The 25,164-nt window shown below is 68.0% G+C and carries 17 protein-coding genes and 6 pseudogenes; 12 read left to right on the forward strand and 11 right to left on the reverse strand.

What is annotated here, in order from left to right; genetic code table 11:
• Positions 1 to 64: 64 nt before the first annotated feature.
• Positions 65 to 1,280: pseudogene (locus ACFJGX_RS17320) on the forward strand (multidrug effflux MFS transporter).
• The gene (locus ACFJGX_RS17325) at positions 1,277 to 2,662 is read left to right on the forward strand and encodes an MFS transporter (RefSeq protein ID WP_382326656.1); all 1,386 of its coding nucleotides are present in this window, start codon (positions 1,277 to 1,279) and stop codon (positions 2,660 to 2,662) included. The pseudogene ACFJGX_RS17320 and the gene ACFJGX_RS17325 overlap by 4 nt, the downstream one beginning before the upstream one ends.
• Here the strand turns inward: ACFJGX_RS17325 and ACFJGX_RS17330 are convergent.
• Positions 2,636 to 3,697 (reverse strand): DUF72 domain-containing protein, encoded by a 1,062-nt coding sequence (locus tag ACFJGX_RS17330; protein WP_382324894.1) that lies wholly within the window; start codon positions 3,695 to 3,697, stop codon positions 2,636 to 2,638. The genes ACFJGX_RS17325 and ACFJGX_RS17330 overlap by 27 nt on opposite strands.
• 97 nt (positions 3,698 to 3,794) lie before the next feature.
• Between ACFJGX_RS17330 and ACFJGX_RS17335 the strand changes: the two are divergent.
• The 5 genes and pseudogenes from ACFJGX_RS17335 to ACFJGX_RS17355 all read left to right on the forward strand — a co-directional run bounded on the left by ACFJGX_RS17335 (position 3,795) and on the right by ACFJGX_RS17355 (position 10,161).
• Positions 3,795 to 6,168: pseudogene (locus ACFJGX_RS17335) on the forward strand (Tex family protein).
• A 126-nt stretch (positions 6,169 to 6,294) separates the two neighbouring features.
• Positions 6,295 to 7,122 (forward strand): HDOD domain-containing protein, encoded by an 828-nt coding sequence (locus ACFJGX_RS17340; RefSeq protein ID WP_382157839.1) that lies wholly within the window; start codon positions 6,295 to 6,297, stop codon positions 7,120 to 7,122.
• A gap of 82 nt (positions 7,123 to 7,204) precedes the next feature.
• Positions 7,205 to 8,038 carry an HDOD domain-containing protein gene (locus tag ACFJGX_RS17345; RefSeq protein WP_382324890.1) on the forward strand — a complete coding sequence of 278 codons (834 nt, stop codon included), beginning with the start codon at positions 7,205 to 7,207 and terminating at the stop codon, positions 8,036 to 8,038.
• A 40-nt stretch (positions 8,039 to 8,078) separates the two neighbouring features.
• Positions 8,079 to 9,173 (forward strand): patatin-like phospholipase family protein, encoded by a 1,095-nt coding sequence (locus ACFJGX_RS17350; protein ID WP_382324888.1) that lies wholly within the window; start codon positions 8,079 to 8,081, stop codon positions 9,171 to 9,173.
• A 19-nt stretch (positions 9,174 to 9,192) separates the two neighbouring features.
• Positions 9,193 to 10,161 carry a rhodanese-related sulfurtransferase gene (locus ACFJGX_RS17355; protein WP_382157845.1) on the forward strand — a complete coding sequence of 323 codons (969 nt, stop codon included), beginning with the start codon at positions 9,193 to 9,195 and terminating at the stop codon, positions 10,159 to 10,161.
• A gap of 2 nt (positions 10,162 to 10,163) precedes the next feature.
• Here ACFJGX_RS17355 and ACFJGX_RS17360 read toward each other — a convergent pair whose 3' ends face one another.
• The 7 genes and pseudogenes from ACFJGX_RS17360 to ACFJGX_RS17390 all read right to left on the reverse strand — a co-directional run bounded on the left by ACFJGX_RS17360 (position 10,164) and on the right by ACFJGX_RS17390 (position 18,518).
• Positions 10,164 to 11,417 (reverse strand): phenylacetate--CoA ligase family protein, encoded by a 1,254-nt coding sequence (locus tag ACFJGX_RS17360; protein ID WP_382324886.1) that lies wholly within the window; start codon positions 11,415 to 11,417, stop codon positions 10,164 to 10,166.
• Between the two features lie 11 nt (positions 11,418 to 11,428).
• A complete protein-coding gene (locus ACFJGX_RS17365; protein ID WP_382324884.1) occupies positions 11,429 to 12,280 on the reverse strand; it encodes an ABC transporter ATP-binding protein in 852 nt (283 codons plus the stop codon).
• A 22-nt stretch (positions 12,281 to 12,302) separates the two neighbouring features.
• Complete coding sequence (locus ACFJGX_RS17370) at positions 12,303 to 13,580, reverse strand: ABC transporter substrate-binding protein (RefSeq protein ID WP_382325610.1); 1,278 nt, start codon at positions 13,578 to 13,580, stop codon at positions 12,303 to 12,305.
• Positions 13,581 to 13,692: 112 nt separating this feature from the next.
• Positions 13,693 to 14,759 (reverse strand): annotated as a pseudogene (locus tag ACFJGX_RS17375) (branched-chain amino acid ABC transporter permease).
• A gap of 35 nt (positions 14,760 to 14,794) precedes the next feature.
• A pseudogene (locus tag ACFJGX_RS17380) lies at positions 14,795 to 15,723 on the reverse strand (branched-chain amino acid ABC transporter permease).
• 14 nt (positions 15,724 to 15,737) lie between these two features.
• On the reverse strand, positions 15,738 to 16,535 hold the full coding sequence (locus ACFJGX_RS17385) for an ABC transporter ATP-binding protein (RefSeq protein ID WP_382322018.1): 798 nt from the start codon (positions 16,533 to 16,535) through the stop codon (positions 15,738 to 15,740).
• 35 nt (positions 16,536 to 16,570) lie between these two features.
• A pseudogene (locus tag ACFJGX_RS17390) lies at positions 16,571 to 18,518 on the reverse strand (AMP-dependent synthetase/ligase).
• 128 nt (positions 18,519 to 18,646) lie between these two features.
• On the opposite strand from ACFJGX_RS17390, the gene ACFJGX_RS17395 reads away from it, so the two are divergent.
• From ACFJGX_RS17395 to ACFJGX_RS17405, 3 genes are all read left to right on the forward strand, one after another.
• The gene (locus ACFJGX_RS17395) at positions 18,647 to 19,066 is read left to right on the forward strand and encodes a Crp/Fnr family transcriptional regulator (protein ID WP_382326658.1); all 420 of its coding nucleotides are present in this window, start codon (positions 18,647 to 18,649) and stop codon (positions 19,064 to 19,066) included.
• Positions 19,050 to 19,352: a Crp/Fnr family transcriptional regulator gene (locus ACFJGX_RS17400; protein ID WP_382326660.1), complete on the forward strand. Its 303-nt coding sequence runs from the start codon at positions 19,050 to 19,052 to the stop codon at positions 19,350 to 19,352. The genes ACFJGX_RS17395 and ACFJGX_RS17400 overlap by 17 nt, the downstream gene beginning before the upstream one ends.
• A gap of 412 nt (positions 19,353 to 19,764) precedes the next feature.
• On the forward strand, positions 19,765 to 20,238 hold the full coding sequence (locus tag ACFJGX_RS17405; RefSeq protein ID WP_382326662.1) for a Crp/Fnr family transcriptional regulator: 474 nt from the start codon (positions 19,765 to 19,767) through the stop codon (positions 20,236 to 20,238).
• Here ACFJGX_RS17405 and ACFJGX_RS17410 read toward each other — a convergent pair.
• Positions 20,208 to 21,344: an iron-containing alcohol dehydrogenase gene (locus ACFJGX_RS17410; RefSeq protein ID WP_382324878.1), complete on the reverse strand. Its 1,137-nt coding sequence runs from the start codon at positions 21,342 to 21,344 to the stop codon at positions 20,208 to 20,210. The two genes, ACFJGX_RS17405 and ACFJGX_RS17410, sit on opposite strands and share 31 nt — an antisense overlap.
• 103 nt (positions 21,345 to 21,447) lie before the next feature.
• Here ACFJGX_RS17410 and ACFJGX_RS17415 point away from each other — a divergent pair, with 103 nt between their 5' ends.
• Both ACFJGX_RS17415 and ACFJGX_RS17420 read left to right on the forward strand, forming a co-directional pair.
• Complete coding sequence (locus tag ACFJGX_RS17415; protein ID WP_382324876.1) at positions 21,448 to 22,431, forward strand: alpha/beta hydrolase; 984 nt, start codon at positions 21,448 to 21,450, stop codon at positions 22,429 to 22,431.
• Between the two features lies 1 nt (position 22,432).
• Positions 22,433 to 23,296, forward strand: coding sequence for a YbgC/FadM family acyl-CoA thioesterase (locus ACFJGX_RS17420; protein WP_382326664.1), 864 nt, complete (start codon positions 22,433 to 22,435; stop codon positions 23,294 to 23,296).
• A gap of 13 nt (positions 23,297 to 23,309) precedes the next feature.
• Here ACFJGX_RS17420 and ACFJGX_RS17425 read toward each other — a convergent pair whose 3' ends face one another.
• Positions 23,310 to 24,167: an NRDE family protein gene (locus tag ACFJGX_RS17425; RefSeq protein WP_382324874.1), complete on the reverse strand. Its 858-nt coding sequence runs from the start codon at positions 24,165 to 24,167 to the stop codon at positions 23,310 to 23,312.
• Between the two features lie 19 nt (positions 24,168 to 24,186).
• Positions 24,187 to 25,069 (reverse strand): annotated as a pseudogene (locus ACFJGX_RS17430) (YgfZ/GcvT domain-containing protein).
• Positions 25,070 to 25,164 lie beyond the last annotated feature (95 nt).

Genomic DNA, 25,164 nt, shown 5'->3' on the forward strand with positions numbered 1-25,164 from the left:
CCCTTACACCAGAACGGTCCAACCGTGCCCCGGCAAAGCCTTCGCGCCCTGGCGACAATAGGGGATGTTCTTCACCCGTTATCTCAAGATGGCCCTGATTCTGGGCCTGCTCTCCGCCATCGGCCCCTTCGCCATCGACATGTACCTGCCCGCGCTGCCCGACATCGGGAGCAGCCTGGGCGCCGAGGTCGGTGCCGTGCAGTTCAGCCTGACCGCGTTTTTCCTGTCCCTGGGCGTGGGACAGCTGCTCTACGGCCCGGTGTCCGACATGGTGGGCCGCAAGCCGCCGCTGTACTTCGGCCTGGGCCTGTTCACCCTGGCCAGCATCGGCTGCGCGCTGGCGCACCGACATCCAGACCCTGGTGGCGCTGCGCTTCCTGCAGGGCCTGGGCGCGGCCGCCGGCATGGCGATCCCGCGCGCCGTGGTGCGCGACCTGCACACCGGCGCCGATGCCGCGCGCCTGATGTCGCTGCTGATGCTGGTGTTCAGCGTCTCGCCCATCCTGGCCCCGCTGGCGGGCAGCGGCGTGATCGCGCTGACCGGCTGGCGCGGCGTGTTCTGGGCCGTGGCCCTGGCTTCCGTGGCCGGGCTGGCCCTGGTCTACGGCACGCTGCAGGAGACCCGCACCGAAGCCGAGCGCGTGGAAAGCAGCCTGGGCAGCGCCCTGCGCGCCTACGCCTTGCTGCTGCGCGACTGGCACTACCTGGGCCTGGTGGGCATCGGCGCCACGGCCATGGCCGGGTTTTTCGTCTACCTGGCCGGCTCGCCCTTCGTGCTGATCAACCACTACGGCCTTACGCCCACGCAGTACAGCCTGGCGTTCTCGCTGAACGCCATCGCCTTCATCGGCGCCTCGCAGTTCACCGGCGTGCTCGGCCAGCGCTTCGGCCTGGTGCGGCTGGTGAAGGTGGCGGCCACCGCCTCGGGCCTGACCATGGCGCTGATGCTGGCCTACTACCTCGCGGGCGGCGACCAGCTCGTGGTGCTGATCATTCTGTATTTCATCGCCAGCGCCTTCATGGGCCTGGTCATTCCCACCACCTCGGTGCTCGCGCTGGAGAAACACGGCGCCATCGCTGGCACCGCCTCGGCGCTGCTGGGCACCCTGCAGATGCTGGGCGGCGCGGCCGCCATGGGCATCGTGAGCCTGTTCGCCACCGGCAAGCCCCTGCCCATGGTGGTGGGCATGGCCACGGGCGCGCTGATCGGCGTGGCGTTGACCTGGATCACGCTCTCGGGCGACCCCACGAGGCACCTGGCCGCCGAGGCGCGCGGGTGACGGCGCAGGACGGTCTGCCGTCTCCCCAGCGCGGCAAGGCCGTGCTGGTGATCGTGCTCGGCATCGCCATGTCGGTGATGGACGGCAGCATCGTCAACCTCGCGTTGCCCGGCATCGCGCGCCAGCTCCAGGCCGAGGCCTCGCAGGCGATCTGGGTGGTCAATGCCTACCAGATCGCTTCGCTGGTGATGCTGCTGCCCCTGGCCGCGCTGGGCGACCGGCTGGGCTACCGCCGCGTCTACCTGGTGGGCATGCTGCTGTTCGTGCTGTCCTCGGTGGCCGCCATGCTGGCGGATTCGCTGGCCATGCTCACCGCCGCGCGGGCGCTGCAGGGGCTGGGCGCGGCCGGCATCATGAGCGTGAACACCGCGCTCGTGCGCCTGGTCTACCCGAGTTCGCGCCTGGGGCGCGGCATCGCGCTCAATTCGATGGTGGTGCGCACCTCCACCATGGCCGGCCCGGCGGTGGCGGCGGCCATCCTGTCGGTGGCGTCGTGGCCCTGGCTGTTCGCGCTGAACCTGCCGCTGGGCCTGCTCACGCTGTGGATGGGGCGGCGCGCGCTGCCCTACAACCCCACGCGCGCCGAGGCCGCGCCCCAGTTCTCGCTGATCGACGTGGCGCTCAACGTGCTCATGTTCACGCTGGTCTTCGTCGGCGCCGATTACCTGGGTGTGCGCAGTGGCGCGGCGCACAGCGCCCCGGTGCTGGGCTGGGCCTTGCTGGCCGCCGGGGTGGCGGTGGGGGTGGTCTACCTGCGCCGCCAGCGGCGGCTGACGGCGCCCCTGTTCCCGCTGGATTTGCTGCGCATTCCCGTGTTCGCGCTGTCCATGGGCTCGTCGCTCGGGGCCTTCTGCGCGCAGATGCTGGCCTTCCTCAGCCTGCCGTTCCTGCTGCTGGAAGTGCAGGGCCGCTCGCACATGGACGCCGGCCTGATCATGACGGCCTGGCCGCTGGCCACCGTGGTCGTGGCGCCGATCGCCGGCCGCCTGATCGGCCGCTACCCTGCGGGCTGGCTGGGCGGCATCGGCATGGTGGTGTTCGCCACCGGCCTGCTGCTGGTGGGCCTGCGGCCCGAGCACGCCACCAGCTTCGAGATGGGCTGGCGCCTGGCCTTGTGCGGCGCGGGTTTCGCGCTGTTCCAGTCGCCCAACAACCACACCATCGTGACCACCGCGCCGGTGCACCGCAGCGGCGCGGCCAGCGGCATGCTGGGCACGGCGCGGCTCACGGGACAGACGCTGGGCGCGGTGATCCTGGCGGCGATCTTCGCGGTCTGGAACCAGCACGACGGCCGGGCCGAGACGATCGCGCTGTGTCTGGCGGCGGGTTGCGCGCTGTTGGCAGGGCTGAGCAGCTCACTTCGGGTGAGGGCCACCCGCTAAGCCCTCGGCCAGGGCCCGCACCGACAGCGGCGCGCAGCCCTCGGCCTTGTTGCTGATGGTGACAAAGACGTTCTGGCCGGCGCCCGCGATGCCCGCCATGGTGCGCACCAGCAGCTCGCGCGTGTCCTGGTCCACGTCGTGGATGCGGTCGTAGGGGCTGTACTCGCGCTGGGCGTCTTCGTAACCGTAGGCGCCGTGCAGCGGGTTGAGGTTCCAGCGGCAGACCATGGGGCCGGGCCAGAGCGCCCGCAGCAGGGGCAACTGGTCGCGCAGGCGCGGCATCTTGGCGTGCAGGCACAGGCACCAGGTGGCACCGGCCTCGCGCAGCACGGCGGCCAGCTCGTGCACGAAGGGTTCGTCCAGCCACTGCGGGTCGCGCACCTCCACGGCCAGCACGCCGTCGGGCGCGGTGGGCGCCAGCGGCGGCTGGGCCAGCAGGAGCTTGCGCAGGCGTTGCAGCACCAGCGGCAGGTTGTGCAGCAGGTGCCGGGGCAGCGGGCTGAGCTGGAACACCAGCGCGCCGACCTTGTGGCCCAGGCCCGCGAGCGCGGGCGCCACGAAGTCCTGCGTCGCCAGCGCCGGGTCGAGGAACGCCGGGTTGGGCTGCACGCCCCGGCCGTCCTCGCCGCGCACCAGCGCGTCGGTGACGTGGCTGGGCGCTTTCACCACGAAGCGGAAGTCGTCCGGCACCTGGGCGGCGTAGCGCGCGTACTGGTCCTGCGTGAGCGGGCGGTAGAAGCTGCGGTCCACGCTGACCGAGCGCATCAGCGGGTGCTGGCGATAGGCGCGCAGGCCTTCTTTCGACAACAGGGCGTCGGGGTATTCGGTGTCCCACACCAGGCCGGCCCAACCGGGGTAGGTCCAGGACGAGCTGCCCAGCCGCACGCGAGCGGGCAGGGCGGCGGCCAGCGCCTGCAGCACCGGATCGGGCGGCGCGGGATTCACCCGGGCCAGGCTTTTGCGCGCGGCCGGGGCGGGTGAGGGCGCCGGGGGCGCGGGGGGAGGAGGCGGGTCGCCGAAGAGGTCGTCTTGCATGGTGGAAACGGGTCAGGCGCCTACCACAAACAGCGCCCATGGTAGCCCCAACGGCTGTGGCAAACTCGCGCGCTTCTCGTTTTCACATCGACGGTGCATGCAGCAGATCATCCGGCAGATCGCCACAGAAATCAGGGTTGAAGAACGACAAGTGCTCGCAGCGGTCGAGCTGCTGGATGGGGGAGCCACGGTGCCCTTCGTCGCGCGCTACCGCAAGGAAGCCACGGGCGGCCTGGACGACATCCAGCTGCGCGAGCTGTCCTACCGCCTGGACTACCTGCGCGAACTCGAAGACCGCCGTGCCTCGGTGCTCAAGAGCATCGACGAACAGGGCAAGCTCACCGACGCGCTGCGCGCCGCCATCGCCGCCGCGCCGACCAAACAGGAACTCGAAGACCTCTACCTGCCGTTCAAGCAGAAGCGCCGCACCAAGGGCCAGATCGCGCGGGAATTCGGCATCGAACCGCTGGCCGACAAGCTGTTCGCCGACCCCACGCTGGACCCGGCGGCCGAAGCCGCCGCGTTCACCCGCCCGCCAGAAGTGCTGGACGACGGCAAGCCCGGCGCCGATTTCTCCACCGTGCCGGCCGTGCTCGACGGTGTGCGCGACATCCTGAGCGAGCGCTGGGCCGAAGACGCCACCTTGCTGCAGAACCTGCGCGAATGGCTCTGGACCGAAGGCCTGCTCAAGAGCACGCTGGTGAACGGCAAGGACGAGAACGCGCCCGAGGTGGCGAAGTTCCGCGACTATTTCGACTACGACGAGCCGATCGCCCGCGTGCCGTCGCACCGGGCGCTGGCCGTGTTCCGCGGCCGCGCGCTGGAGATCCTGGACGCCAAGCTGGTGCTGCCCGAGCCCGAGGTGGTGCCCGCCACCACCGGCAAGGCCGCGCCCGTGGTCTCGCTGGCCGAAGGCCGCATCGCCCTGCACCTGGGCTGGAGCCACAAGGGCCGCGCCGCCGACGACCTGCTGCGCAAGTGCGTGGCCTGGACCTGGCGCGTCAAGCTCTCGCTCTCCAGCGAGCGCGACCTGTTCGCCCGCCTGCGCGAGAGCGCCGAGGCGGTGGCGATCAAGGTCTTCGCCGACAACCTGCGCGACCTGCTGCTGGCCGCGCCGGCCGGCCCCAAGGTGGTGATGGGCCTGGACCCGGGCATCCGCACCGGCGTGAAGGTGGCGGTGGTCGATGCCACCGGCAAACTCGTCGACACCGCCACGGTGTACCCGCACGAACCCCGGCGCGACTGGGACGGCGCTCTGCACACCCTGGCGCTGCTGGGCCGCAAGCACGGCGTGAACCTGGTCGCCATCGGCAACGGCACCGCCAGCCGCGAGACCGACAAGCTCGCCGCCGACCTCATCAAGCTGCTGGAGAAGGCCAACCTGACCGGTGTGCAGAAGGTCGTGGTCAGCGAGGCGGGCGCTTCGGTCTATTCCGCGAGCGAATTCGCCTCGCAGGAAATGCCCGACGTGGACGTGAGCCTGCGCGGCGCGGCCAGCATCGCGCGCCGCCTGCAGGACCCGCTGGCCGAGCTGGTGAAGATCGACCCCAAGAGCATCGGCGTGGGCCAGTACCAGCACGACGTGAACCAGAGCGAGCTCGCGCGCACCCTCGACGCCGTGGTGGAAGACTGCGTGAACGGCGTGGGCGTGGACCTGAACACCGCCAGCGTGCCGCTGCTCTCGCGCGTCTCCGGCCTTTCGGGCAGCGTCGCGCAAGGCCGTGGTGCGCTGGCGCGAGACGCATGGCGCGTTCAAGAGCCGCCAGCAGCTGATGGACGTGGCCGGCCTGGGCGCCAAGACCTTCGAGCAGAGCGCGGGCTTCCTGCGCATCCGCGGCGGCGAGAACCCGCTGGACATGACCGGCGTGCACCCCGAAACCTACGCCGTGGTCGAGCAGATCATGGAGAAGACCGGCAAGCCCGTGGGCGAGCTGATGGGCCGCGCCGACATGCTCAAGACCCTGCGGCCCGAACTGTTCGCCAACGAGCGCTTCGGTGTCATCACGGTCAAGGACATCCTGGGCGAGCTGGAAAAGCCCGGCCGCGACCCGCGCCCGGACTTCCAGGTGGCGCGTTTCAACGAAGGCGTGGACGACATCAGCGACCTGCGCGAGGGCATGGTCCTCGAAGGCACGGTGAGCAACGTGGCCCAGTTCGGCGCTTTCGTGGACCTCGGCGTGCACCAGGACGGCCTGGTGCATGTGAGCCAGCTGTCGCACAAGTTCGTGAACGACGCGCGCGAGATCGTCAAGACCGGCGACATCGTCAAGGTCAAGGTGATGGAAGTGGACGTGGCGCGCAAGCGCATCGGCCTGTCCATGAAGCTCGACGCCGCGCCGGCCCGGCGCGATGGGCCGCGCGACAACCGCTTCGAAGCCTCGCGCGGACACGGCCGCTCCAGCGGCCCGGCCTCGCCACCGGCGCCATCGGCCATGGCCTCGGCCTTCGCCAAGCTGAAAAAAGGCGCCTGAGCCTGCGCCGGGGCCCGGCCGGGCAGGGGCGACAGACTTGAGGCCCACCGGCCTCAAGTCTTCGGTTGAATCGCCGATAAGGAGGGAAATCGGAAATCCTTCTGCACGCACGGCCTTCACCACCCCATGGAACTCGAAGCCCTCCTGAACTACCCGCGCGCCTTGCCCGCGATGTCGCGCACCGTCTCGGACCTGCTGGCCGAGATGAACAAGGAAGACCCCAGCCCCAAACGCGTCGCCAGCCTGGTGGCGCACGATCCCGCGCTCACCACCCGCGTGCTGCGCCTGTCGAACTCGGCCTTTTTCCGCGTCAGCCGCCAGATCGGCAGCGCCGAAGAGGCGGTGGCCCTGCTGGGCATGACCCATGTGCGCTCGCTGGTGATGGCCGCGGCGCTGGGCTCAAGCTTCAAGAACGTGCCGGGCGTGGACATGGTCCAGTTCTGGCGCTACAGCCTGCGGGTGGCCGATATCTCGCGCTCGCTCTCCAGCCTGCTGCGCCAGAACGAGGGCAATGCCTTCACCGCCGGCCTGGTGCACGCCATCGGCGACCTGATCATGCACATCGCCATGCCCGACGTGATCGGGCCCATCGACATGGGCACGCCGCCGCTGGACCTGCGCCGCGCCGAGGTGGAGCGCTCGGTGCTGGGCTACACCTACGCCGAGGTCGGCGCCGGCATGGCCGAAAAGTGGCAGTTCCCCACCACCATCGTCTCCGCCCTCAAGCACCAGACCGCGCCGTTCGACGGCGAGGTGTACGACACGCTCGGCGGCGTGCTGCACCTGGCCTCCTGGCGCGCCCGTGCCGAGGAAATCCAGCTCGACGAAGCCGGCCTCGTGGCCACCTTCCCCGACATGATCGGCCTCACGCTGGGCCTGGACCTGGACAGCGTGCTGGGCAAGGATCCCACGGAATGGTCATTCAGCCAGGCCCTCAGCGCATTCATTGACTGAAAAGTTCTAAAGTGCGTCGCCTTTGCGACGATGACAAAGGGACAACTTTCTTGCAGTCACGTCTCAGCAAAGGCAGGTCATCATGCAACTCGAAAAGCTCCTCAAGCAACCGAATGCACTTCCGTCTGCGCCCAAGGTCGTGCGCAAGCTGATCGAGACCTTCGACAAGGAAGATGTCGACGCCATGCTGGCGGCCTCGTTGATCGAAGACGATCCGGTGCTGACCGCCAAGCTGCTCAAGACCGCCAATTCCGCCTTCTTCGGGTTGCACCGCTCGGTGTGCAATGCGCGCGACGCGATCAATGTGCTGGGCCTCATCAAGGTGCGCGCGCTGGTGATTGCCGCCTCGCTGGGCGAAGGCTTCCACACCGTGGGTGGGGTCAACCTCAATCAGTTCTGGCGCTACAGCCTCAACACGGCCAACCTCTCGCGCTACATCGCGCTGCCGATCAAGATGGACGAGAACACCGCGTTCACGGCCGGCCTGATCCATGGCATCGGCGAACTCGTCATGCACGTGGGCATGCCCGAGGCCATGATCGACCTCGACCGCAGCGTACCCATGCTCGATCTCAAGCGCGCCAAGGCCGAGCGCGGCCTGTTCGGCTACAGCTACGCCGAAGTGGGCGCGGCGCTGGCGCGCGACTGGCATTTCCCCAAGCGCATGATCAACGCGATCCTCCACCAGACCGCGCCGTTCGACAACGATGTGTACGAGCCCATTGCCGGCGTGATCCACATCGGCTCCTGGCGCGCTCGCGCCGAAGAGCAGCAGATGCGCTCGGAGCTGCTGATCAACACCTACCCGGATCCCGTGGGGCTGGTGCTCGGCATCGATCCCGACACCGTGGTGGCCGAAGAGATTCCGTCGATTTCGCGCCATTCGGAAGTCACCGAGGCGTCCGAACCGAACTGATCTTTTTGAACCTCCGGGGCTGCGCGACAATCGCAGCCCTATGTCCGCGCTCCGTCTCTACGCCGGCCCCACGGCCCGGCGGCATATCGAACAACATGGCCTGCGTCCCCACGACGTCGGCATCATCCCCGCGGCGGCGGGCGGCCCCAAGGGCCTGATCCTCGGCCCCCTCGATCGTTTCCTGTTCGGCGAGTGGCTGCCGCGCAGCGATCAGGCCGTGCACCTGGTCGGTGCGTCCATCGGCGCCTGGCGCATCGCCACGGCCTGCCTGGACAACCCCGTGGAAGCCTTCGAACGGCTGGAGCGGGACTACATCGCCCAGCACTACGACCTGCCCGCCGGGCAAAAGCGCCCCACGGCCAGCCAGATCAGCCAGCGCTTCGGTGAAAACCTTCAGCTGTTCTACGGCGGACGGGTGGAGGAAGCCCTTCACAACCCCCGCTACCGCCTGCACATCGTCACCTCGCGGGGGCGCCTGCTGCTGCGGCACGAAGGCCACCTGCGCACGCCGCTGGGTTACCTCGGCGCCTTCACCGCCAATGCGCTGCACCGCAAGGCGTTGGGCGCCTGGCTGGAGCGGGTGGTGTTCTCGTCCGTGCCGTCCGGCTCGGGCGGGGTGAGCCCGCTGCCTTTCGCCACGCTCGACTACCGCACGCGGCAGGTACCGATGTTCGCCGACAACTTCATGGACGCGTTGCAGGCGAGCTGCTCGATTCCCTTCATGCTGCGCCCGGTGCGCAACATCGCGGGCGCGCCACCGGGCACCTACTGGGACGGCGGTCTCACCGACTACCACCTGCACCTGCAGTACCAGCCGCCGACGGCATCGCCCATCGTGCTGTACCCCCACTTCCAGAAAGCCGTGGTGCCCGGCTGGCTCGACAAGGCCTGGAAGGGCCGGCACCGCAGCAGCCCGGCGCTGGACACCATGCTGGTGATCGCGCCCGATCCGGAGTGGGTCAAGCAGTTGCCCAACAGCAAGCTGCCCGACCGGGACGACTTCAGCCGCTACGGGCAGGACCTGCCGGCGCGCATGAAGGCCTGGAACGGCGCCACCAGCGCCGCGCGCCAGCTGGCCGACGAGTTCGCCCGGTGGCTGGAGAAGCCCGACCTCTCGCGCGTCGAGCCGCTGTAGGGCGCGGGATAATCCCCCCATGCCCGCCTTTCTCACCGCCGCCCTGTACCAGTTCGTCGATCTGCCGGACCACGCCGACCTGCGCGAACCCCTTCTGGCCTGCTGCGAGGCCCACGGCGTCAAGGGCACGTTGCTGCTGGCGCGCGAAGGCATCAACGGCACCATCGCGGGGCCGGAAGAGGGGGTGCTGGCGGTGCTTGCCCACCTGCGCGCCGACCCGCGCCTGGCTCAGTTGCCGCACAAGACCTCCTGGAGCGATCATCCGCCGTTCCACCGCATGAAGGTGCGGTTGAAGAAAGAGATCGTCACCCTGCGGGTGCCCGGGCTGGACCCGAACCAGACCGTGGGCCAGTACGTGAAACCGCAGGACTGGAACGCCTTGCTGGCCGATCCGGACGTGGTGCTGATCGACACGCGCAATGATTACGAAGTGGCCATCGGCACCTTCCAGGGCGCGATCAACCCGAACATCAAGACCTTCACCGAACTGCCGGCCTGGCTGGATGCCCAGCCGGCCTTGCAGGGTGAGGGCAGGAAACCCAAAGTGGCGATGTTCTGCACCGGCGGGATCCGCTGCGAGAAGTCGACCGCCCTCATGAAGATGCGAGGCTTCGACGAGGTCTATCACCTGGAAGGCGGCATCCTCAAGTACCTGGAAGAGGTGCCGCCCGAGCAAAGCACCTGGCAGGGCGACTGCTTCGTGTTCGACGAGCGCGTGAGCGTGGGCCACGGCCTGGCGCCCGGCCCGCACGAGCTCTGCCGTTCGTGCCGCTGGCCACTGAGCCCCGAGGAAAAGGCCTCACCCCACTACGTCAAGGGCGTGAGCTGTGCCCATTGCCACGACCAGCGCAGCCCGGAAGAGAAAGCCCGCCTCGCGGAGCGCCAGCGCCAGGTGGAGCTGGCCGAAGCGCGCGGCGAGGTGCACGTGGGGGCGCGCATGGACGGGCAAGGCGGCGGTGCGGAGGGCCAGCCCGAGCCGCATGCCTGACCCTAGCGGTGGCGCCTCAGGTCTTCGATGGTCTTGCCGTCCTCGGGAAGCGCTCCGGGCACCAGCAGCGCCACCTCGGCCCGCAGCTTGGTGACTTCGCGGATCGCCTCCTGGATGCGCTGCTCGAGTTCTTCGGAAGGTCTCGACACCTCGACCTGGAAGAGCATGTGGTCCGTGCCCATTTCGCCGCTGACGACCAGCTTGGCACGCCGTATCTCTGAAAAGCGCTCGGAGATCGATGCCACCTGGGTCGGGTGCACGAACATGCCGCGCACCTTGGTGGTCTGATCCGCGCGGCCCAGCCAGCCCTCGATGCGCAGATTGGTCCTGCCGGTGGGGCATTGGCCGGGCAGGAAGGCCGACAGGTCGCCCGTGGCAAAGCGGATCAACGGGTAGGTGGGGTTGAAGGTGGTGACGACCACCTCGCCGATTTCACCCACGGCCACCGGCTCGCCGGTGCCGGGCCGCACGATTTCCAGAACCAGGTTTTCGTCCAGCACCATGCCCTCCAGCGCCTGGGTCTCGTAGGCGATCAGGCCCAGATCGGCCGTGGCGTAGGCCTGGAAGGCCGAAATGCCCTGTTCCTGGAACCAGCCCCGCAGGCTCTGCGAGCAGGCCTCGCCACTGAAAAGGGCGCGCTTGAGCGAAGACAGGGGCACGCCCATGTCGGCGGCCCGCTCCAGAACGATCTTCAGGAAGCTCGGGGTGCCCACGTACGCCTGCGGCCCCAGATCGGCCATGGTCTGCACCTGCAGCTCTGTCTGCCCGGTGCCGGCGGGCAGCACGGTGCAGCCCAGGCTGATGGCGCTGGACTCCATGATGGCGCCAGCGGGCGTGAGGTGGTAGCTGAAGGCGTTGTGGATCAGGTCGCCGCGCCGGAAACCGGCGGCGTGCATGGCGCGCGCGACGCGCCAACTGCCCCGGCCTTCGCCCTCGGGTTCGTAGATCGGTCCCGGGCTGGCGAAGACCCGGGACATGCCGGGCCCGTAGCCGATGCTGCAGAAGCCACCAAAAGGGCCCCCATGCAGCGCGCGCCCTTGGCGTTGCAGCGCGATCAGTTCGTGCTTTCGGGTGACGGGCAATTGCGCCAGCGCTTCGCGCGTGTTGATGGCCGCGGGGTCGACATCCTTGAGGATGTCGGCATAGGCGGTGGTGTGCCGTCTGGCGTGCTCGACCTGCCGCGCCAAGGCCTTCATCAGATAGGCCTCCCGCTCGGCCTGCGAGCGGGTCTCCAAGTGATCGAAATGCTCGCTCATGGTGGTATCTCCTACGCCAGCCAGCGCTTGCGCCGCTTGTAGCTCTTGATGTCCTTGAAGGACTTGCGCTCGCCCCCGCCCATGCCGAGGTAGAACTCCTTGACGTCCTCGTTGTTGCGCAGCTCGCTGGCCACGCCGTCCATCACGATGCGCCCGCTCTCCATGATGTAGCCGTAGTCGGCGTACTTCAGCGCCATGTTGGTGTTCTGCTCGGCCAGCAGGAAGGTGACCTTCTCCTTCTGGTTGAGGTCCTTGACGATCTCGAAGACCTCTTCGACGATCTGCGGGGCCAGGCCCATGGAGGGTTCGTCGAGCAGCATCACGCTGGGGTTGGTCATGAGGGCGCGGCCGATTGCGCACATCTGCTGCTCGCCGCCCGAGGTGTAGGCGGCCTGGCTGGTGCGCCGGGTCTTCAGGCGCGGGAAGTAGGTGTAGACCTTCTCCAGGTTGGCCGCGACCTCGGCCTTGCTCTTGCGGGTGTAGGAGCCGGTCATGAGGTTCTCCTCGATGGTGAGGTGGGCGAAGCAGTGGCGCCCCTCCATGACCTGGACCACGCCGCGCTGCACGAGGTCGGCGGGCGAGAGGTTCTCGATGCGCTCGCCGCGCAGCTCGATGCTGCCCTTGGTGACCTCGCCGCGCTCGCCCTTGAGCAGGTTGGAGATGGCGCGCAGCGTGGTGGTCTTGCCCGCGCCGTTGCCGCCCAGGATGGCTGCGATCTGGCCCTGGGGCACCTGCAGCGAGACGCCCTTGAGCACCAGGATGACGTGGTTGTAGATGACCTCGATGCCGTTGACGTTGAGCACCACCGCATCGACGGATGCGGTGGCCTGAGGCCCGGCGCGGGTGGAGTCGGAAGGGCGCATGTCTTGGTCGCTGAAGCGGTGTTCAGTTGCAACTGCGGGGCGTGATGTTCTTGTCCTTGGCGTACTTGGCGGCGTGCTCCTTCACCAAGGGGTCCAGATTGGCCTTGCGAGCTTCGTACCAGTCGGATTTCACGGCCCACTTGGCGCCATCCCATTGGGCGATGCGTCCCCAGGCGGCGCCCATGTGGTTGCTGCAAGAGGTCTTGACGGGCCGCATGATCTCGCCGAAGCCGAGCGTCTTGAGCCTGGCCTCGGTGAGATCCAGGTTTTCAAAGCCCCAGCGCACCTGCTCGGGTGTCATGGTCTTGCCCTTGCCGAACTTCTCCTGGGCGGCGCGGATGGCCTCGACCTGAAGCATCGCGATCATCATGCCGCGCGTGTGCGCCATGACGCCCACCTCACCATCGTCCTTCGCGGTGCCCATGCCCTTGTCGTAGACGAGTTTCTTGAGCTCATCGTGGACCTTGTCCCGTGCCGCGCTGTTGTGGATGGTGACGGCGTTGTAGCCCTTGGCGCCTTCGCCGATGTCCTTGACATCGTGGTCGGAGCCGGCCCACCAGACGCCATACAACTTGTCGCGTGGGAACCCGCTGGCCTGGGCCTCGCGGATGCCGGCCGGCGTCATGACCCCCGCGCTCCAGAACAGAACGTAATCGGGACGCTGCTGGCGGATCTGCAGCCAGGCGGACTTCTGTTCGACGCCGGGCGGCGTGACGGGGAAGAGGGAGAGGTCGAAGCCGTCCTGGGCGGCCAGCTTCTGCAGCAGCGGGATCGGCTCCTTGCCATAGGGCGAGTCGTGGTAGACCAGGGCGATCTTCTTGCCTTTGAGGTTGCCTTTTTCCTTGCGGGCGATGTCCTGCAGGATGATGTCGGTGGCCGTCCAGTAGGTGCCCAGCAGAGGGAAGTTCCACTCGAACACCGTGCCGTCCACCGATTGCGAGAGCCCGTAGCCCATGGTCTGGATGGCGACTTTGTCGGTGAGGGCCTTGTCCGTGACGGCGAAGGTGATGCCGGTGGACTGAGGGTCGAAGCCGGAAGCGCCGGAGCCCTTGGCCTTCAGGCGGTCGTAGCATTCCACGCCTTTGGCCGCGTCGTAGGCGGTTTCGCACTCCTCGAACACGAGTTTCACGCCGTTGACACCCCCATCGCGGGCGTTGATCAGCTTGAGGTAGTCCTGCTTGCCGTCGGCCCATGGGATGCCGAGCGGCGCGAACTGGCCGGTGCGGTAGACGAGCAATGGGATGAATTGTTCGGACGCCTGTGCGCTTGCCGCGAGCGGCAAGAAGGACGTTAGACTCATGGCCGCCAGGGCGGCGACGCGGGCGAACGAAGAAGGGGTGTGGGTCTTCATGGCTGGTCTCCTGAAAGGTTCAAGGGGTTGGGGAACGGAAGAAGGCGAGGGCGTTGCGCGGTCAATGAGGAAAGGGCCACAGCCGCAGCTTCTGGCGCGCGGTCGACCACAGGCGGGCCAGCCCATGGGGTTCGGCGATGAGGAAAACGACAATCAGCGCGCCAAAAATCATGTGTTCCAGGAAGGCGGCGGTGCCGGTGGAAATCGGCAATCCCAGCCAATGGGGCACATGGTCGAGGACCAGCGGCAGCAGGACGATGAAGGCCGCGCCCATGGGGGCGCCGACGATGGAGCCCAGGCCGCCGATGATCACCATGAAGAGCAGCTGGAACGACTTGTCGATGCCGAAAGCCGCGGGTTCCCAGGCCCCCAGATGGACGAATCCCCAGAGCGCGCCGGCCACACCGACGATGAAGCTGCTGACCGCGAACGCGCTGAGCTTGGCGCTCACCGGCCGGATGCCGATGACGGCGGCGGCCACGTCCATGTCGCGGATCGCCATCCACTCGCGGCCCTTGGCGCTGCGCACCAGGTTCTTGGCCATCAGGCCGAGCACCACCAGCAACGTGAGGCAGAGCAGGTACTTGCGGGCGGGCGTGTCCAGCGCCATGCCGAGAAAATCGAGGGACCGGATGCTCACCAGTCCCGATGTCGAGTGGTTGGTGACCCAGGCCGCGCGGTTGACGAACCAGTCCACGAAGAACTGGGCCGCCAGCGCTGCGCACGGCCAGGTACAGGCCACGGATGCGAAGGCTGGGGATGCCGAACACGATGCCCAGGGCCATGGCGCACAGCCCACCGCCGATCAGCGCGAGCAACAGGGGCAGGCCTTCGATGCGGACCTGGAGGTTGTACGCCGCATAGGCCCCCACCGCCATGAAGGCCCCCGTGCCCAGCGAGATCTGGCCGCAGTAACCGACCAGGATGTTCACGCCCAAGGCCGCGAGCGAGAGGATCAGGAAGGGTATGAGCACGGCGCGGAAGGCGTAGTCGCTGGCCAGCAGGGGGATGGCCAGCAAAAGCGAGCACGGCGAGCAGACCGATGGCGAGCCGGTCCTGTGCCACCGTGAAGATCTGCTGATCGGCGCGGTAGGAGGTCTTGAACTGACCGTTCTCCCGGTAAAACATGGTGCGTGTCCTTGTGCGTGTGTCGGGGGAAGGGGTCAGACGCGATCGATGATCTTGTCGCCGAAGAGGCCCTGGGGGCGGACCAGCAGGAAGAGCAGCGCCAGCACGTAGGCGAACCAGTTCTCGATCCCGCCACCCACCATGGGGCCGATGTAGATCTCCGAGAGCTTCTCGCCCACACCGATGATCAAACCGCCCACGATGGCGCCGGGCACGGAGGTGAGGCCGCCCAGGATCACCACCGGCAAGGCCTTGAGCGCCACCAGCGAGATGGAGTACTGCACACCGAGCTTGGAGCCCCAGATGATCCCGGCCACCAGCGCCACGAGGCCGCCCACCGACCAGACGATGACCCAGATGCGGTTGAGCGGGATGCCGATGGACTGCGCGGCCTGATGGTCGTCGGCCACGGCGCGCAGGGCCCGGCCGGTGCCCGTCTTCTGGAAGAACAGGGTGAGCAAGGCCACCAGCATGGCGGCAATGGCGGCGGCATACAGGTCTTCCAGGCTCAGCAACAGCCCGCCCTGGAAGGTGCTCTCGAGCACGATGATCGGATCCTTGGGCATGCCGACATCGATCTTGTAGGTGCTGCTGCCGAACACCAGCTGGGCCAGGCCATCCAGGAAGTAGCTGATGCCGAGCGTGGCCATCAGCAAGGTGATGCCGTCCTGGTTGACGAGATGGCGCAAGACGCCCATCTCGATGAGTTGCGCCACGACCACCATCAGCAGCACGACGGTGCGAAGGCCAACAGATTGCCCAGCCACTTGCTCTCGATGCCCAGCCACAGGGGGATCCACTCGGAGAAGCGGGCCATGGCCAGGGCGGCGAAGAGCACCATGGCGCCCTGGGCGAAGTTGAAGACGCCCGAGGCCTTGAAGATCAGCACGAAGCCCAGCGCGACCAGGGAATACAGCATGCCCACCATCAGGCCGCCGAAGAGAGTCTCAAGAAAAAATGCCATGGTGTCGTTCTCGTTCAGTGACTCGTGCCGAGGTAGGCGCTGATGACCTCCTCGTTGCGGCGGACCTCTTCGGGGGTGCCGTCGCCGATCTTCTTGCCGTAGTCCAGCACCACCACGCGGTCGGAGATGTCCATCACCACGCCCATGTCGTGCTCGATCAGCACGATGGTGGTGCCGAACTCGTCGTTCACGTCCAGGATGAAGCGGCTCATGTCCTGCTTCTCCTCCAGGTTCATGCCCGCCATCGGCTCGTCCAGCAGCAGCACCTGCGGCTCCATGGCCAGCGCTCGGCCCAGGTCCACGCGCTTCTGCAGCCCGTAGGGCAGCTGCCCCACCGGCGTCTTGCGGTAGGCCTGGATCTCCAGGAAGTCGATGATGTGTTCGACGAACTCGCGGTGCGCTTCTTCTTCCTTCTGAGCGCCGCCGATGCCGAAGGGGTTGCGGAAGGCCTGCGCGAGCAGCCCGCTCCTGATGCGCAGGTTGCGCCCGGTCATGAGGTTGTCGATCACGCTCATGCCCTTGAAGAGCGCCAGGTTCTGGAAGGTGCGCGCGATGCCCATCTCGGCCACCTGGCGGCTGTTCATGTGCCTGAAGGTGCGGCCGCGAAAGCTGATCGAGCCCTCCTGGGGCTGGTACACCCCGTTGATGCAGTTGAGCATGGAGCTCTTGCCCGCGCCGTTGGGCCCGATGATGGCGCGCACCTCGTGCTCGCGCACGTCAAAGCTGATGTCGGTCAGCGCCTTGACGCCGCCAAAGCGCAGGCTGATGTTCTGGACGTTGAGGACGACGTCGCCGATCTTCTTCTGTGTCATGGTCGGGTGTGGGGTGTTCGGGCTCGGGCGGCGGCTCAGGCTGCGGCCTTGACGGGGGTGAAGGTCTTGGCGTCGCTCAGCTTGAGCGTGGCGCTGACCGAGCCGGTGCGCCCGTCCTCGAACTTCACCTGCGTCTGGATGTACTGCTCGGCCTTGCCGCCGTACAGTGCCTCGACCAGCACGCCGTACTTCTCGGCGATGAAGCCCGCGGCGCACCTTGTTGGTGCGGGTGAGCTCGCCGTCGTCGGCGTCCAGCTCCTTGTGCAGCACCAGGAAGCGGCTGATCTGGCTGCCCGCGAGCAGCTCGTCGCGGCTGAGGTCGGCGTTGACCTTCTCCACGCACTCGCGGATGAGTTCGTACACCTCGGGCTTCTGCGCCAGGTCGGTGTAGCCGGCGTAGGGCAGGTTGCGCCGCTCGGCCCAGTTGCCCACCGCCTCGAAGTCGATGTTGACCATCACGCAGACCCGCTCGCGCTGATCGCCGTAGGCCACGGCCTCCTTGATGTGGGAGAAGAACTTGAGCTTGTTCTCCACGTACTTGGGCGCGAACATGGCGCCGTCGTGCGCGCCGCCCTTCAGCCGCCCCACGTCCTTGACGCGGTCGATGATCTTCAGGTGCCCCGAGGCGTCGATGAAGCCCGCGTCGCTGGTGTGGTACCAGCCGTCGGACGTCAGGACCTCGGCCGTGGCCTGCGGGTTCTTGTAGTAGCCCTTGAGCAGGCCGGGGGACTTGACCAGGATCTCGCCGGTCTCGGAGAGCCTGATCTCCACCCCTTCGCAGGGCACGCCCACGGTGTCGGCGCGGGCCTCGTGGTCGGGCTGCAGGCAGACGAACACGGCCGTCTCGGTGGAGCCGTAGAGCTGCTTCATGTTGATGCCGATGGAGCGGTAGAAGCTGAAGAGGTCGGGCCCGATGGCTTCGCCCGCGGTGTAGGCCACGCGCACGCGGCTCATGCCCAGGTTGTTGCGCAGCGGGCCGTAGACCAGCCAGTCGCCCAGGCGGTACTTGATCGAGTCGATCAGGCCGATCGGTTTGCCGTCCATGCGGTCCGGGCCCACGCGGCGGGCCAGCGCCATGAAGCGGTGGAACATGCCGCGCTTGATCGCGCCGGCGTCTTCCATGCGGATCATCACGCTGGTGAGCAGGCCTTCGAAGATGCGTGGCGGCGCGAAGTAATAGGTCGGGCCGACTTCCTTGAGGTCGATCGTGACCGTGGAGGCCGACTCCGGGCAGTTCACCACGTAGCCACAGGCCAGCCACTGCGCGTAGCTGAAGATGTTCTGGCCGATCCAGGCGGGAGGCAGGTAGGCAAGAACTTCCTCGTGGTCGGTCAGGCTGTCGAAGAGGGCGCCCGCCCGCGCCCGGTTGAGCAGCGTGTGGTGCGTGTGCACCACGCCCTTGGGGTTGCCGGTGGTGCCGCTGGTGAAGAACATGGCGGCCACGTCGTGGGCATGGGTCTTGCCGATTTCGGTGCGGAAGAACTGGGTGTGGCTGTGGGCAAAGGCCCGGCCGATCTTGATGAGCGAGACCAGCGGCACGAGGCCAGGGTGCTCGTAGTTGCGCAGGCCGCGCGGGTCGTCGTAGTAGATGTGGCTGAGCTGCGGGCAGCGCTCGCGGATCTCCAGCATCTTGTCGACCTGCTCCTGGTCTTCCACCACGCAGAAGCGCACCTCGGCGTTGTTGATCGGGAAGACGCATTCGGTGCGCACCGCGTCCTGGTACAGCGGCACCGGGATGGCACCCAGCGACTGCGCGGCCAGCATGGTGGCGTAGAGGAAAGGGCGGTTGCCACTGACCAGCGCCAGGTGTTCACCCCGCCGCAGGCCCGCGCAATACAGGCCGCAGGCGATGTGCTCCACGAGTCGGGCCAGTTCGGCCCAGGTCGTGGTCTGCCAGATGCCGTATTCCTTCTCGCGCATGGCCGGCGCATCGCCGCGCTCAAGCGCATGGTGCAGCAGCATCAGCGGAAAGGTGTTTCCCATCGATCGGTTCCTTCAAGGGGTCGTTTTGAGCTGGGCCGATGCTAGGGAGGGTCTCTCGCCCAGTTTGTCCGTGACACACCATTCCTAGGGAAGTCACCTAATGCCTCGCGCGAATTACCATTGCCCGGATGTGTGCAGAAGCAGAAAACGAACGGCCGGCCACGGGGCGCGAGCTCGACCGCATTCCCTGGGTGGCCGTGCTCTCGGGCGAGGACCGTGCGTGGGTGGTGCCCCGTTTGCGGGTGCGCGAATGGGAGGCCGGTCGCTTCGTGGTGCGGGCGGGCGATCCATCCACCCACTGGAGGGGCGTGCTTGAAGGCATGCTGCGGGTGGAGCACCCGCATGGCGACGAGGATCACCTCATGTTCAGCGGCATCCCAGCGGGCGGCTGGTTCGGCGAAGGCACTTTGCTCAAAGGCCACGCGTTCATGTTCAGCGTGCAGGCCCTGCGCAAAAGCGTGGTGGCGCAGCCTGGCCGCGGCCGACTTCCACCTGCTGGCGCGGCGTTCGATTGCCTTCAACCGCCATGCCATGGGGCAACTCAATGAGCGCCTGGCGCAATTCATCGCGGCCCGGGAAATCGAACGCATGGTCGACGACGAGCAGCGCCTGGCCTGCAGCCTGCTCTGGCTCCGCAACCCGGTGCTGTTTCCCTCCGCAGGCAACGTGCTGTCGATCACGCAGCAGGACCTCTCCAACCTGATCGGCATCTCACGCCAGCGTGTCAACCGGGCGCTTGCGCGGCTGGAAAGCCGAGGGGTGCTCCGGGCGGAGTACCGCACGCTGCGCGTCCTGGACGCGCAAAAGCTCGTTGACCTGACCGTGGAGCACTGAGCCCGAGCCGTCGCGCCGACATCCACCTAGGGAAGACCCGAGAATTGTGATGGGACGGACAAAAAACCACCCGAGGCTGACCTACCGTGGAGGGCTTCTTCACCTTTCGATGTCCACCCACTCGACATGCCCGCCCCCGTTTCTCCGCCCCGACGCCGGTCCGCCTCTCCCGAAGAATTGGCCCAGATCCACTGGCTGCAGCGGCTCGCACCGGAAGACCGGCGCTGGGTGAGCGCGGAGATCCAGGTTCTGCAACTGCGCGCGCAGGAGCATCTGTGCCAGTTCGGCAGCCTGCCCACGCACTGGTACGGCACGATGAAGGGCCTGCTCAAGCTGGGCAACGACCGGCGCGACGGCCTGGCCGATCACCTACGCCGGCCTGCCCACCAGCGGGTGGTTTGGCGAGGGTACGGTGATCAAGCTGGAGCCTTACCGGTACACGGTATCGGCCATTCGCGCCAGCACGGTGGGCTGCCTGCCGGTGGCGGCGTTTCATCGCTTGCTGGAAGGGTCGCTGGAGTTCAACCAGTACCTCATGGCGCAGATCAACGAGCGCCTGGGCCAGTTCATGGCGGCGCGCGTGACCGACCGCCTGCGCAATCCCGAAATCCGGGTGGCGCGCAGCCTGCTCGCGCTGTTCAACCCGGTGCTGTATCCGGCGGTCGATCCGTTCTTCCAGATCACGCAGCAGGAGCTGTCGTACCTGATCGGCATCCCGCGCCAGCGCATCAACGCGGCCCTGCAGCAACTGGTGGCGAAAGGCGCGGTCGAGCTGGACTATGGCGGGGTGCGGGTGATCGATGCACAGCGCCTGGGCGAGATCGCCGCGCAGCGGGACTCGGTGCCGCGCGGGCCTCAGAGCGAATCGGCGAGCATGGCGCGGTAGTCGTTCGCGCTGGCCAGGCGCGGGTTGGTCTTGTGGCAGTGGTCGGCCAGCGCGCCTTCGATCACGCGGTCGAACAGGTCGGGCGTGACGCCCATGGCCGCCAGGCCACTGGGCAGGCCCAGGCGAGCGCTCATGTCCTTGACGGCCTCGGGCACGTCGCTGCCGCTGGCGAGGCCCATGGCGTGGGCCATGCGTTGCAGGCGGTGGTCCTTCTTCATCGACTCGGCTTCGGCGTTGAAACGGATGACGGCGGGCAGGAACACCGCATTGAGCGTGCCGTGGTGCAGGCGCGGGTTCACGCCGCCCAGGCTGTGGCTGAGCGAATGCACACAGCCCAGCCCCTTCTGGAACGCCATCGCGCCCTGCATGGACGCGCTCATCATGTTCAGGCGGGCCTCGCGGTCCTGGCCCTCCTTGGTGGCGCGCTCGATGTGCGCCCAGCCGCGCTGCAGGCCGTCGAGGCCGATGCCATCGGCCGGCGGGTTGAAGGCGGGTGCCATGAAGGTTTCCATGCAGTGGGCGATGGCGTCCATGCCGGTGGCGGCGGTGAGCATGGGCGGCAGGCCCAGCGTGAGTTCGGGGTCGAGCAGGGCGGTCCTGGGCACCAGGTGCCAGCTGTGGAAACCGAGCTTGCGGCCGTCGTCCACGATCACGATGGCGCCGCGCGCCACTTCGCTGCCGGTGCCGGCGGTGGTGGGCACGGCGATCAGCGGCGGCACGCGGTCGGTGATCTTCGGTGAGCCGCCTTCGATGGTGGCGTAGGTCTTGAGCGGGCCTTCGTGCGTGGAGGCGATGGCCACGCCCTTGGCGCAGTCGATGGCGCTGCCGCCGCCGAGCGCGATCAGGCCGTCGCAGCCCACCTGGCGGTACACCTCGACGGCGGCGCGCACGGCCGCTTCGGTCGGGTTGGATGGCGTCTGATCGAACACCGCCGGCTGCAGGCCGGGCAGGGCGGCCAGGGCCTTGTCGAGCAGGCCCGCGGCCTTCACGCCCGCGTCGGTGACGATGAGCGGGCGGGTGATGCCGACGCGCTCGCACTCCGCTTTCAATTGCGCGAGGGCGCCGAAATCGATCAGGATGTTGGTGACGTAAAGAATCTGGGCCATGTGGGTCTCCGTGGTGCGAGGAAAACTATACGGTTGACCCGGGGCCTTGCCTATGGCGCTGGGCCTGCACGGGTCGCGCAAAAGACAGCCACAATCGCATGCCATGTCGAACGCACCCGATCCCCGCGACCTGCTGACGCCCATGATGCGTGGTGTGCTCGACCGCATCGCCCGCGCCGGGCACCCGCCGTTGCACGCGCTGCCGCCGGAACAGGCCAAGGCGGCCTACGAGGCCGGTGCCGGCGTGCTGGAGGTGCCCTCACACCCCATGGCCCGCGTGGAAGACCTGCGCATCCCCGCGCGCGATGGCGCCGACCTGCCGGCGCGCCTCTTCGCGCCCGAGTCAGGGAGCCCGCTGCCGGTGCTGCTGTACTTTCACGGCGGAGGCTTCACGGTGGGCAGTGTCGCCACCCACGGGCCGCTGTGTCGACAGCTCGCCCATCTCGCGGGCTGTGCCGTGCTCTCGGTGGACTACCGGCTCGCGCCCGAGGCGAAATTTCCGACCGCGGTGCACGATGCCTGGGACAGCCTGGCCTGGCTGCGTGAACACGCCAGCGCACTCGGGCTGGATGGCACCCGCATCGCGGTGGGCGGCGACAGCGCGGGCGGCACGCTGGCGGCGGTGACGGCGATCGCCGCGCGCGACGCGGGCTGGCCGCTGGCCTTGCAATGCCTGTTCTACCCCGGTTGTGCGGGCCACCAGGACACGGCCAGCCACAAGACCTTCGCCCAAGGCTTCCTGCTCGAGGAAGCGGACATCCGCTATTTCTTCGGTCACTACCTGCGCGACGCGGCCGACCGGGACGACTGGCGCTTTGCCCCGCTGGACGGGGTCGACGAAAGCGGCCACCCGCGCGATCTCGACGACGTGGCGCCGGCCTGGATCGGCCTGGCCGAATGCGACGCCCTCACCGACGAGGGCGTGATGTACGCCGACCGCCTGCGCCATGCCGGCGTGGCGGTGGACCTGGAGATCTACGCCGGCGTGGTCCACGGCTTCATCAACTTCGGTCGTGCCATTCCCCAGGCCAGGACCGCCCACCAACACGCGGCCCTGGCGCTGCGCAACGCTTTTGGAGCCGCTTGAGATGAGCTTGACCCGATCCGACTTCCGCTTCTTCCACCGCCTGCGCGTGCGCTGGGCCGAGGTGGACATGCAGAAAATCGTGTTCAACGCGCACTACCTGATGTACTTCGACACCGCCATCACCGATTACTGGCGCGCCCTGGCCCTGCCGTACCACGAGACGATGGAGCAGCTCGAAGGCGATCTGTACGTGGTGAAAGCCACCGTGGAGTTCCATGCCTCGGCGCGGGTGGACGACCAGATCGACGTGGCGATGAAGTGCAGCCGCATCGGCACCTCCTCGCTCAGCTTCACCGGCGCGATCTTTCGCGGTGACGAGCACCTGATCAGCGGCGAGCTGATCTACGTGTTCGCCGACCCCGCCACGCAGAAGTCCCGCCCGGTGCCGCCCGCGCTGCGCGAGGCCCTCAACGGCTATGAGGCCGGCGAACCGATCAGCTCGGTGCGCGTGGGACCCTGGAGCGAACTCGGCCCCGACGCGCAGCGCCTGCGCACGGCGGTGTTCGTGGAGGAGCAGCGCATCCCCAAGGAACTCGAATGGGACGAAGCCGATGCGGTTGCATTGCACGCCGTGGCCTACAACCGCCTGGGCCGCGCGGTGCGCACGGGGCGCATGCTGCCGCACGAACCGGGCGTGGCGCGCGTCGGCCGCATGGCGGTAGAGCGTTCGTTGCGGGGCGGGCGGTTGGGGCGGGACGTGCTGCACGCATTGATGGGCGCGGCCCGCGAGCGCGGCGACACCGAAGTGATGCTGCACGCCCAGCGCAGCGCCGAGGGCTTCTACACCCGGCTGGGCTTCTACCGCCGGGGTGAGGCCTTCGAAGAGGCCGGCATCTCGCACCAGGAAATGGTCGCGAAACTCTGATCCGGGCGGGCCTTCACCACACCAGCGTTTCGCGCCGGTGGGGCACGGCCTCGAACGGGCCGCCCAGTGCCGCGTGGTCGTGCGTCCACTCGTCCATGCGCACCTCCCAGCCCTGGTCGGCACCGGGCCGCGCGCTCACCACCAGGCTGCTGCGGGTGCCGTAGGCGCGGTCGGGCATGTGCACGAAGGGGCTGGAGAGCGCGCGCTCCATGTCGTCGGGCACACCGGTGTGCGGCAGTTCGCGCACTTCGGCCTGCGCGCGGTCGGTGAGCGTGCGCGCCAGCGGCTGCAGCCAGTCGTCCGAGGCGGAGCGCTGGTGCAGGCCCACCAGCGCGTCGGCCACGGCCCGCTTGAGGCGCTGGGTCTTGGGCCAGGGCGTGTCCAGGCTGGCGTTGGAGAGGCCATAGACACCCGCCTCCAGCGCCTTGCGGTACAGCCCGGGCGAGCGCGCTTCGTGCGGTGCATCGGGATGGCGGTTGCTCAGCCAGGTCCAACGGTGGCGGTGGAAATCGCCCACCACCAGATTGAAGCCGCCGTAGGCGCCAGGATCGATCGTGGTGGCGAGTTGGTCCACGTCGTGGTCGTCGCCCTGGCCCTGCAGCCAGCGCGTGACCAGCTCACCCCGGCTGCACGGGCCCGGGCCGGCCTGCGTCTGCCGCACATTGGTGAGCATGGCGACCCGGCCACGAGGGCTCAAACCGAGCCAGGTGCCGCCGTCGCGCAGGTCGCGCCCGGCCACGATCTCGGTGCCGTCGGCCAGGGTCCAGCGGTGCAGGGCTTCGGTCGGCCGGTCCAGGAACTCGTCGCGGTTGGCCGCGATGAGCAGGGGACAGCCCGGGTCGGCGTGCAGGGCAAAGGCGATCAGACACATGTCGCACCCGCCGCGTTGCTCAGATGTCGTCCAGCAAGGGGTAGGGCAGGGGCAGCAGTTGCAGCGCCGGGCCCTGCGCGCCGCCGATGTGCAGGCTGCCTTGCGCGGCCGCGCTGGTCTGCAGCGAGACGATGGCATCGAAACCACCCGAAGGATGGGCCGCCGCCTGCACCACGGTGCCGCAGGGTTGTTCGGCGTCGCCGTCATGGAACACATCCTGGCCGGCCGCCATGGGTGTCTGGCGATGCACCAGATAGGCGCGGCGCTTGAGCGTGCCGCGGAACTGGCTGCGGGCCACCACCTCCTGGCCGGGGTAGCAGCCCTTCTTGAAGTTCACGCCGCCGACCGATTCGTAGTTCAGCATCTGCGGCACAAAGGCCTCGAACACCGGCTGGCTCAAGGTGCGCAGCGCCGCTGCGAACGTCCAGCCATTGCCACAGCGGCTCGGCCATGGCGCCCCCCGCCGGCGCCTCGGTTTGCACGGGCGCAACCCACAGGGCTCTCGCCAGGCCCTCGGCCGGGTACAGGCGCACCACGCTGGCCTCACCATCGCGCCACTGGCTCCACAAGGTGGGCGGCAGGGCCGGCGGCACGGCGCTGCCCACCAGGCCGAAGAGGGCGTAGGCCTCGCTGGCGTCACTGAGTCTGGCCTTGGCGCGCAGCACGAACATGGACAGGCGCTTGAGCGTGGTGGCCAGCAGGTCGCGGCTGCAGACCAGCAGGATCTCGTCGGGGCCGCGCTTGAAGCCCACGAAGCTGGCCTGCATGCGGCCCTTGGCCGAGCAGAACGCGGCCAGGCGGGCCTCGGACTGGCCGAGCACGGCGAAATCCTGCGTGAGCTGACCCTGCAGGAACTTCGCGGCGTCTTCGCCTTCCACCCGGATCACACCCAGGTGCGGCAGCGGGGCAACGCCGCTTGCTGCGCAGGCCGTCGGGGATGCTGGAGGGGATCGTCGAGGTGCTCATGGCGTCGATTATCATGGCCGGCCCGGTTCCC

It is taken from the genome of Hydrogenophaga sp. UC242_50, assembly GCF_042697355.1.
Taxonomy (GTDB): domain Bacteria; phylum Pseudomonadota; class Gammaproteobacteria; order Burkholderiales; family Burkholderiaceae_C; genus Hydrogenophaga.

Excerpts from the sequence above, each read along its gene's own strand:
- ACFJGX_RS17420 (WP_382326664.1), top strand. The coding sequence starts at position 22,433 with ATGAGCTTGACCCGATCCGACTTCCGCTTCTTCCACCGCCTGCGCGTG.
- ACFJGX_RS17345 (WP_382324890.1), top strand. The coding sequence starts at position 7,205 with ATGCAACTCGAAAAGCTCCTCAAGCAACCGAATGCACTTCCGTCTGCG.
- ACFJGX_RS17370 (WP_382325610.1), bottom strand. The coding sequence starts at position 13,580 with ATGAGTCTAACGTCCTTCTTGCCGCTCGCGGCAAGCGCACAGGCGTCC.
- ACFJGX_RS17330 (WP_382324894.1), bottom strand. The coding sequence starts at position 3,697 with ATGCAAGACGACCTCTTCGGCGACCCGCCTCCTCCCCCCGCGCCCCCG.
- ACFJGX_RS17340 (WP_382157839.1), top strand. The coding sequence starts at position 6,295 with ATGGAACTCGAAGCCCTCCTGAACTACCCGCGCGCCTTGCCCGCGATG.
- ACFJGX_RS17395 (WP_382326658.1), top strand. The coding sequence starts at position 18,647 with ATGTGTGCAGAAGCAGAAAACGAACGGCCGGCCACGGGGCGCGAGCTC.
- ACFJGX_RS17360 (WP_382324886.1), bottom strand. The coding sequence starts at position 11,417 with ATGAGCGAGCATTTCGATCACTTGGAGACCCGCTCGCAGGCCGAGCGG.
- ACFJGX_RS17400 (WP_382326660.1), top strand. The coding sequence starts at position 19,050 with ATGGGGCAACTCAATGAGCGCCTGGCGCAATTCATCGCGGCCCGGGAA.
- ACFJGX_RS17350 (WP_382324888.1), top strand. The coding sequence starts at position 8,079 with ATGTCCGCGCTCCGTCTCTACGCCGGCCCCACGGCCCGGCGGCATATC.
- ACFJGX_RS17415 (WP_382324876.1), top strand. The coding sequence starts at position 21,448 with ATGTCGAACGCACCCGATCCCCGCGACCTGCTGACGCCCATGATGCGT.
- ACFJGX_RS17385 (WP_382322018.1), bottom strand. The coding sequence starts at position 16,535 with ATGACACAGAAGAAGATCGGCGACGTCGTCCTCAACGTCCAGAACATC.
- ACFJGX_RS17365 (WP_382324884.1), bottom strand. The coding sequence starts at position 12,280 with ATGCGCCCTTCCGACTCCACCCGCGCCGGGCCTCAGGCCACCGCATCC.
- ACFJGX_RS17355 (WP_382157845.1), top strand. The coding sequence starts at position 9,193 with ATGCCCGCCTTTCTCACCGCCGCCCTGTACCAGTTCGTCGATCTGCCG.
- ACFJGX_RS17410 (WP_382324878.1), bottom strand. The coding sequence starts at position 21,344 with ATGGCCCAGATTCTTTACGTCACCAACATCCTGATCGATTTCGGCGCC.
- ACFJGX_RS17425 (WP_382324874.1), bottom strand. The coding sequence starts at position 24,167 with ATGTGTCTGATCGCCTTTGCCCTGCACGCCGACCCGGGCTGTCCCCTG.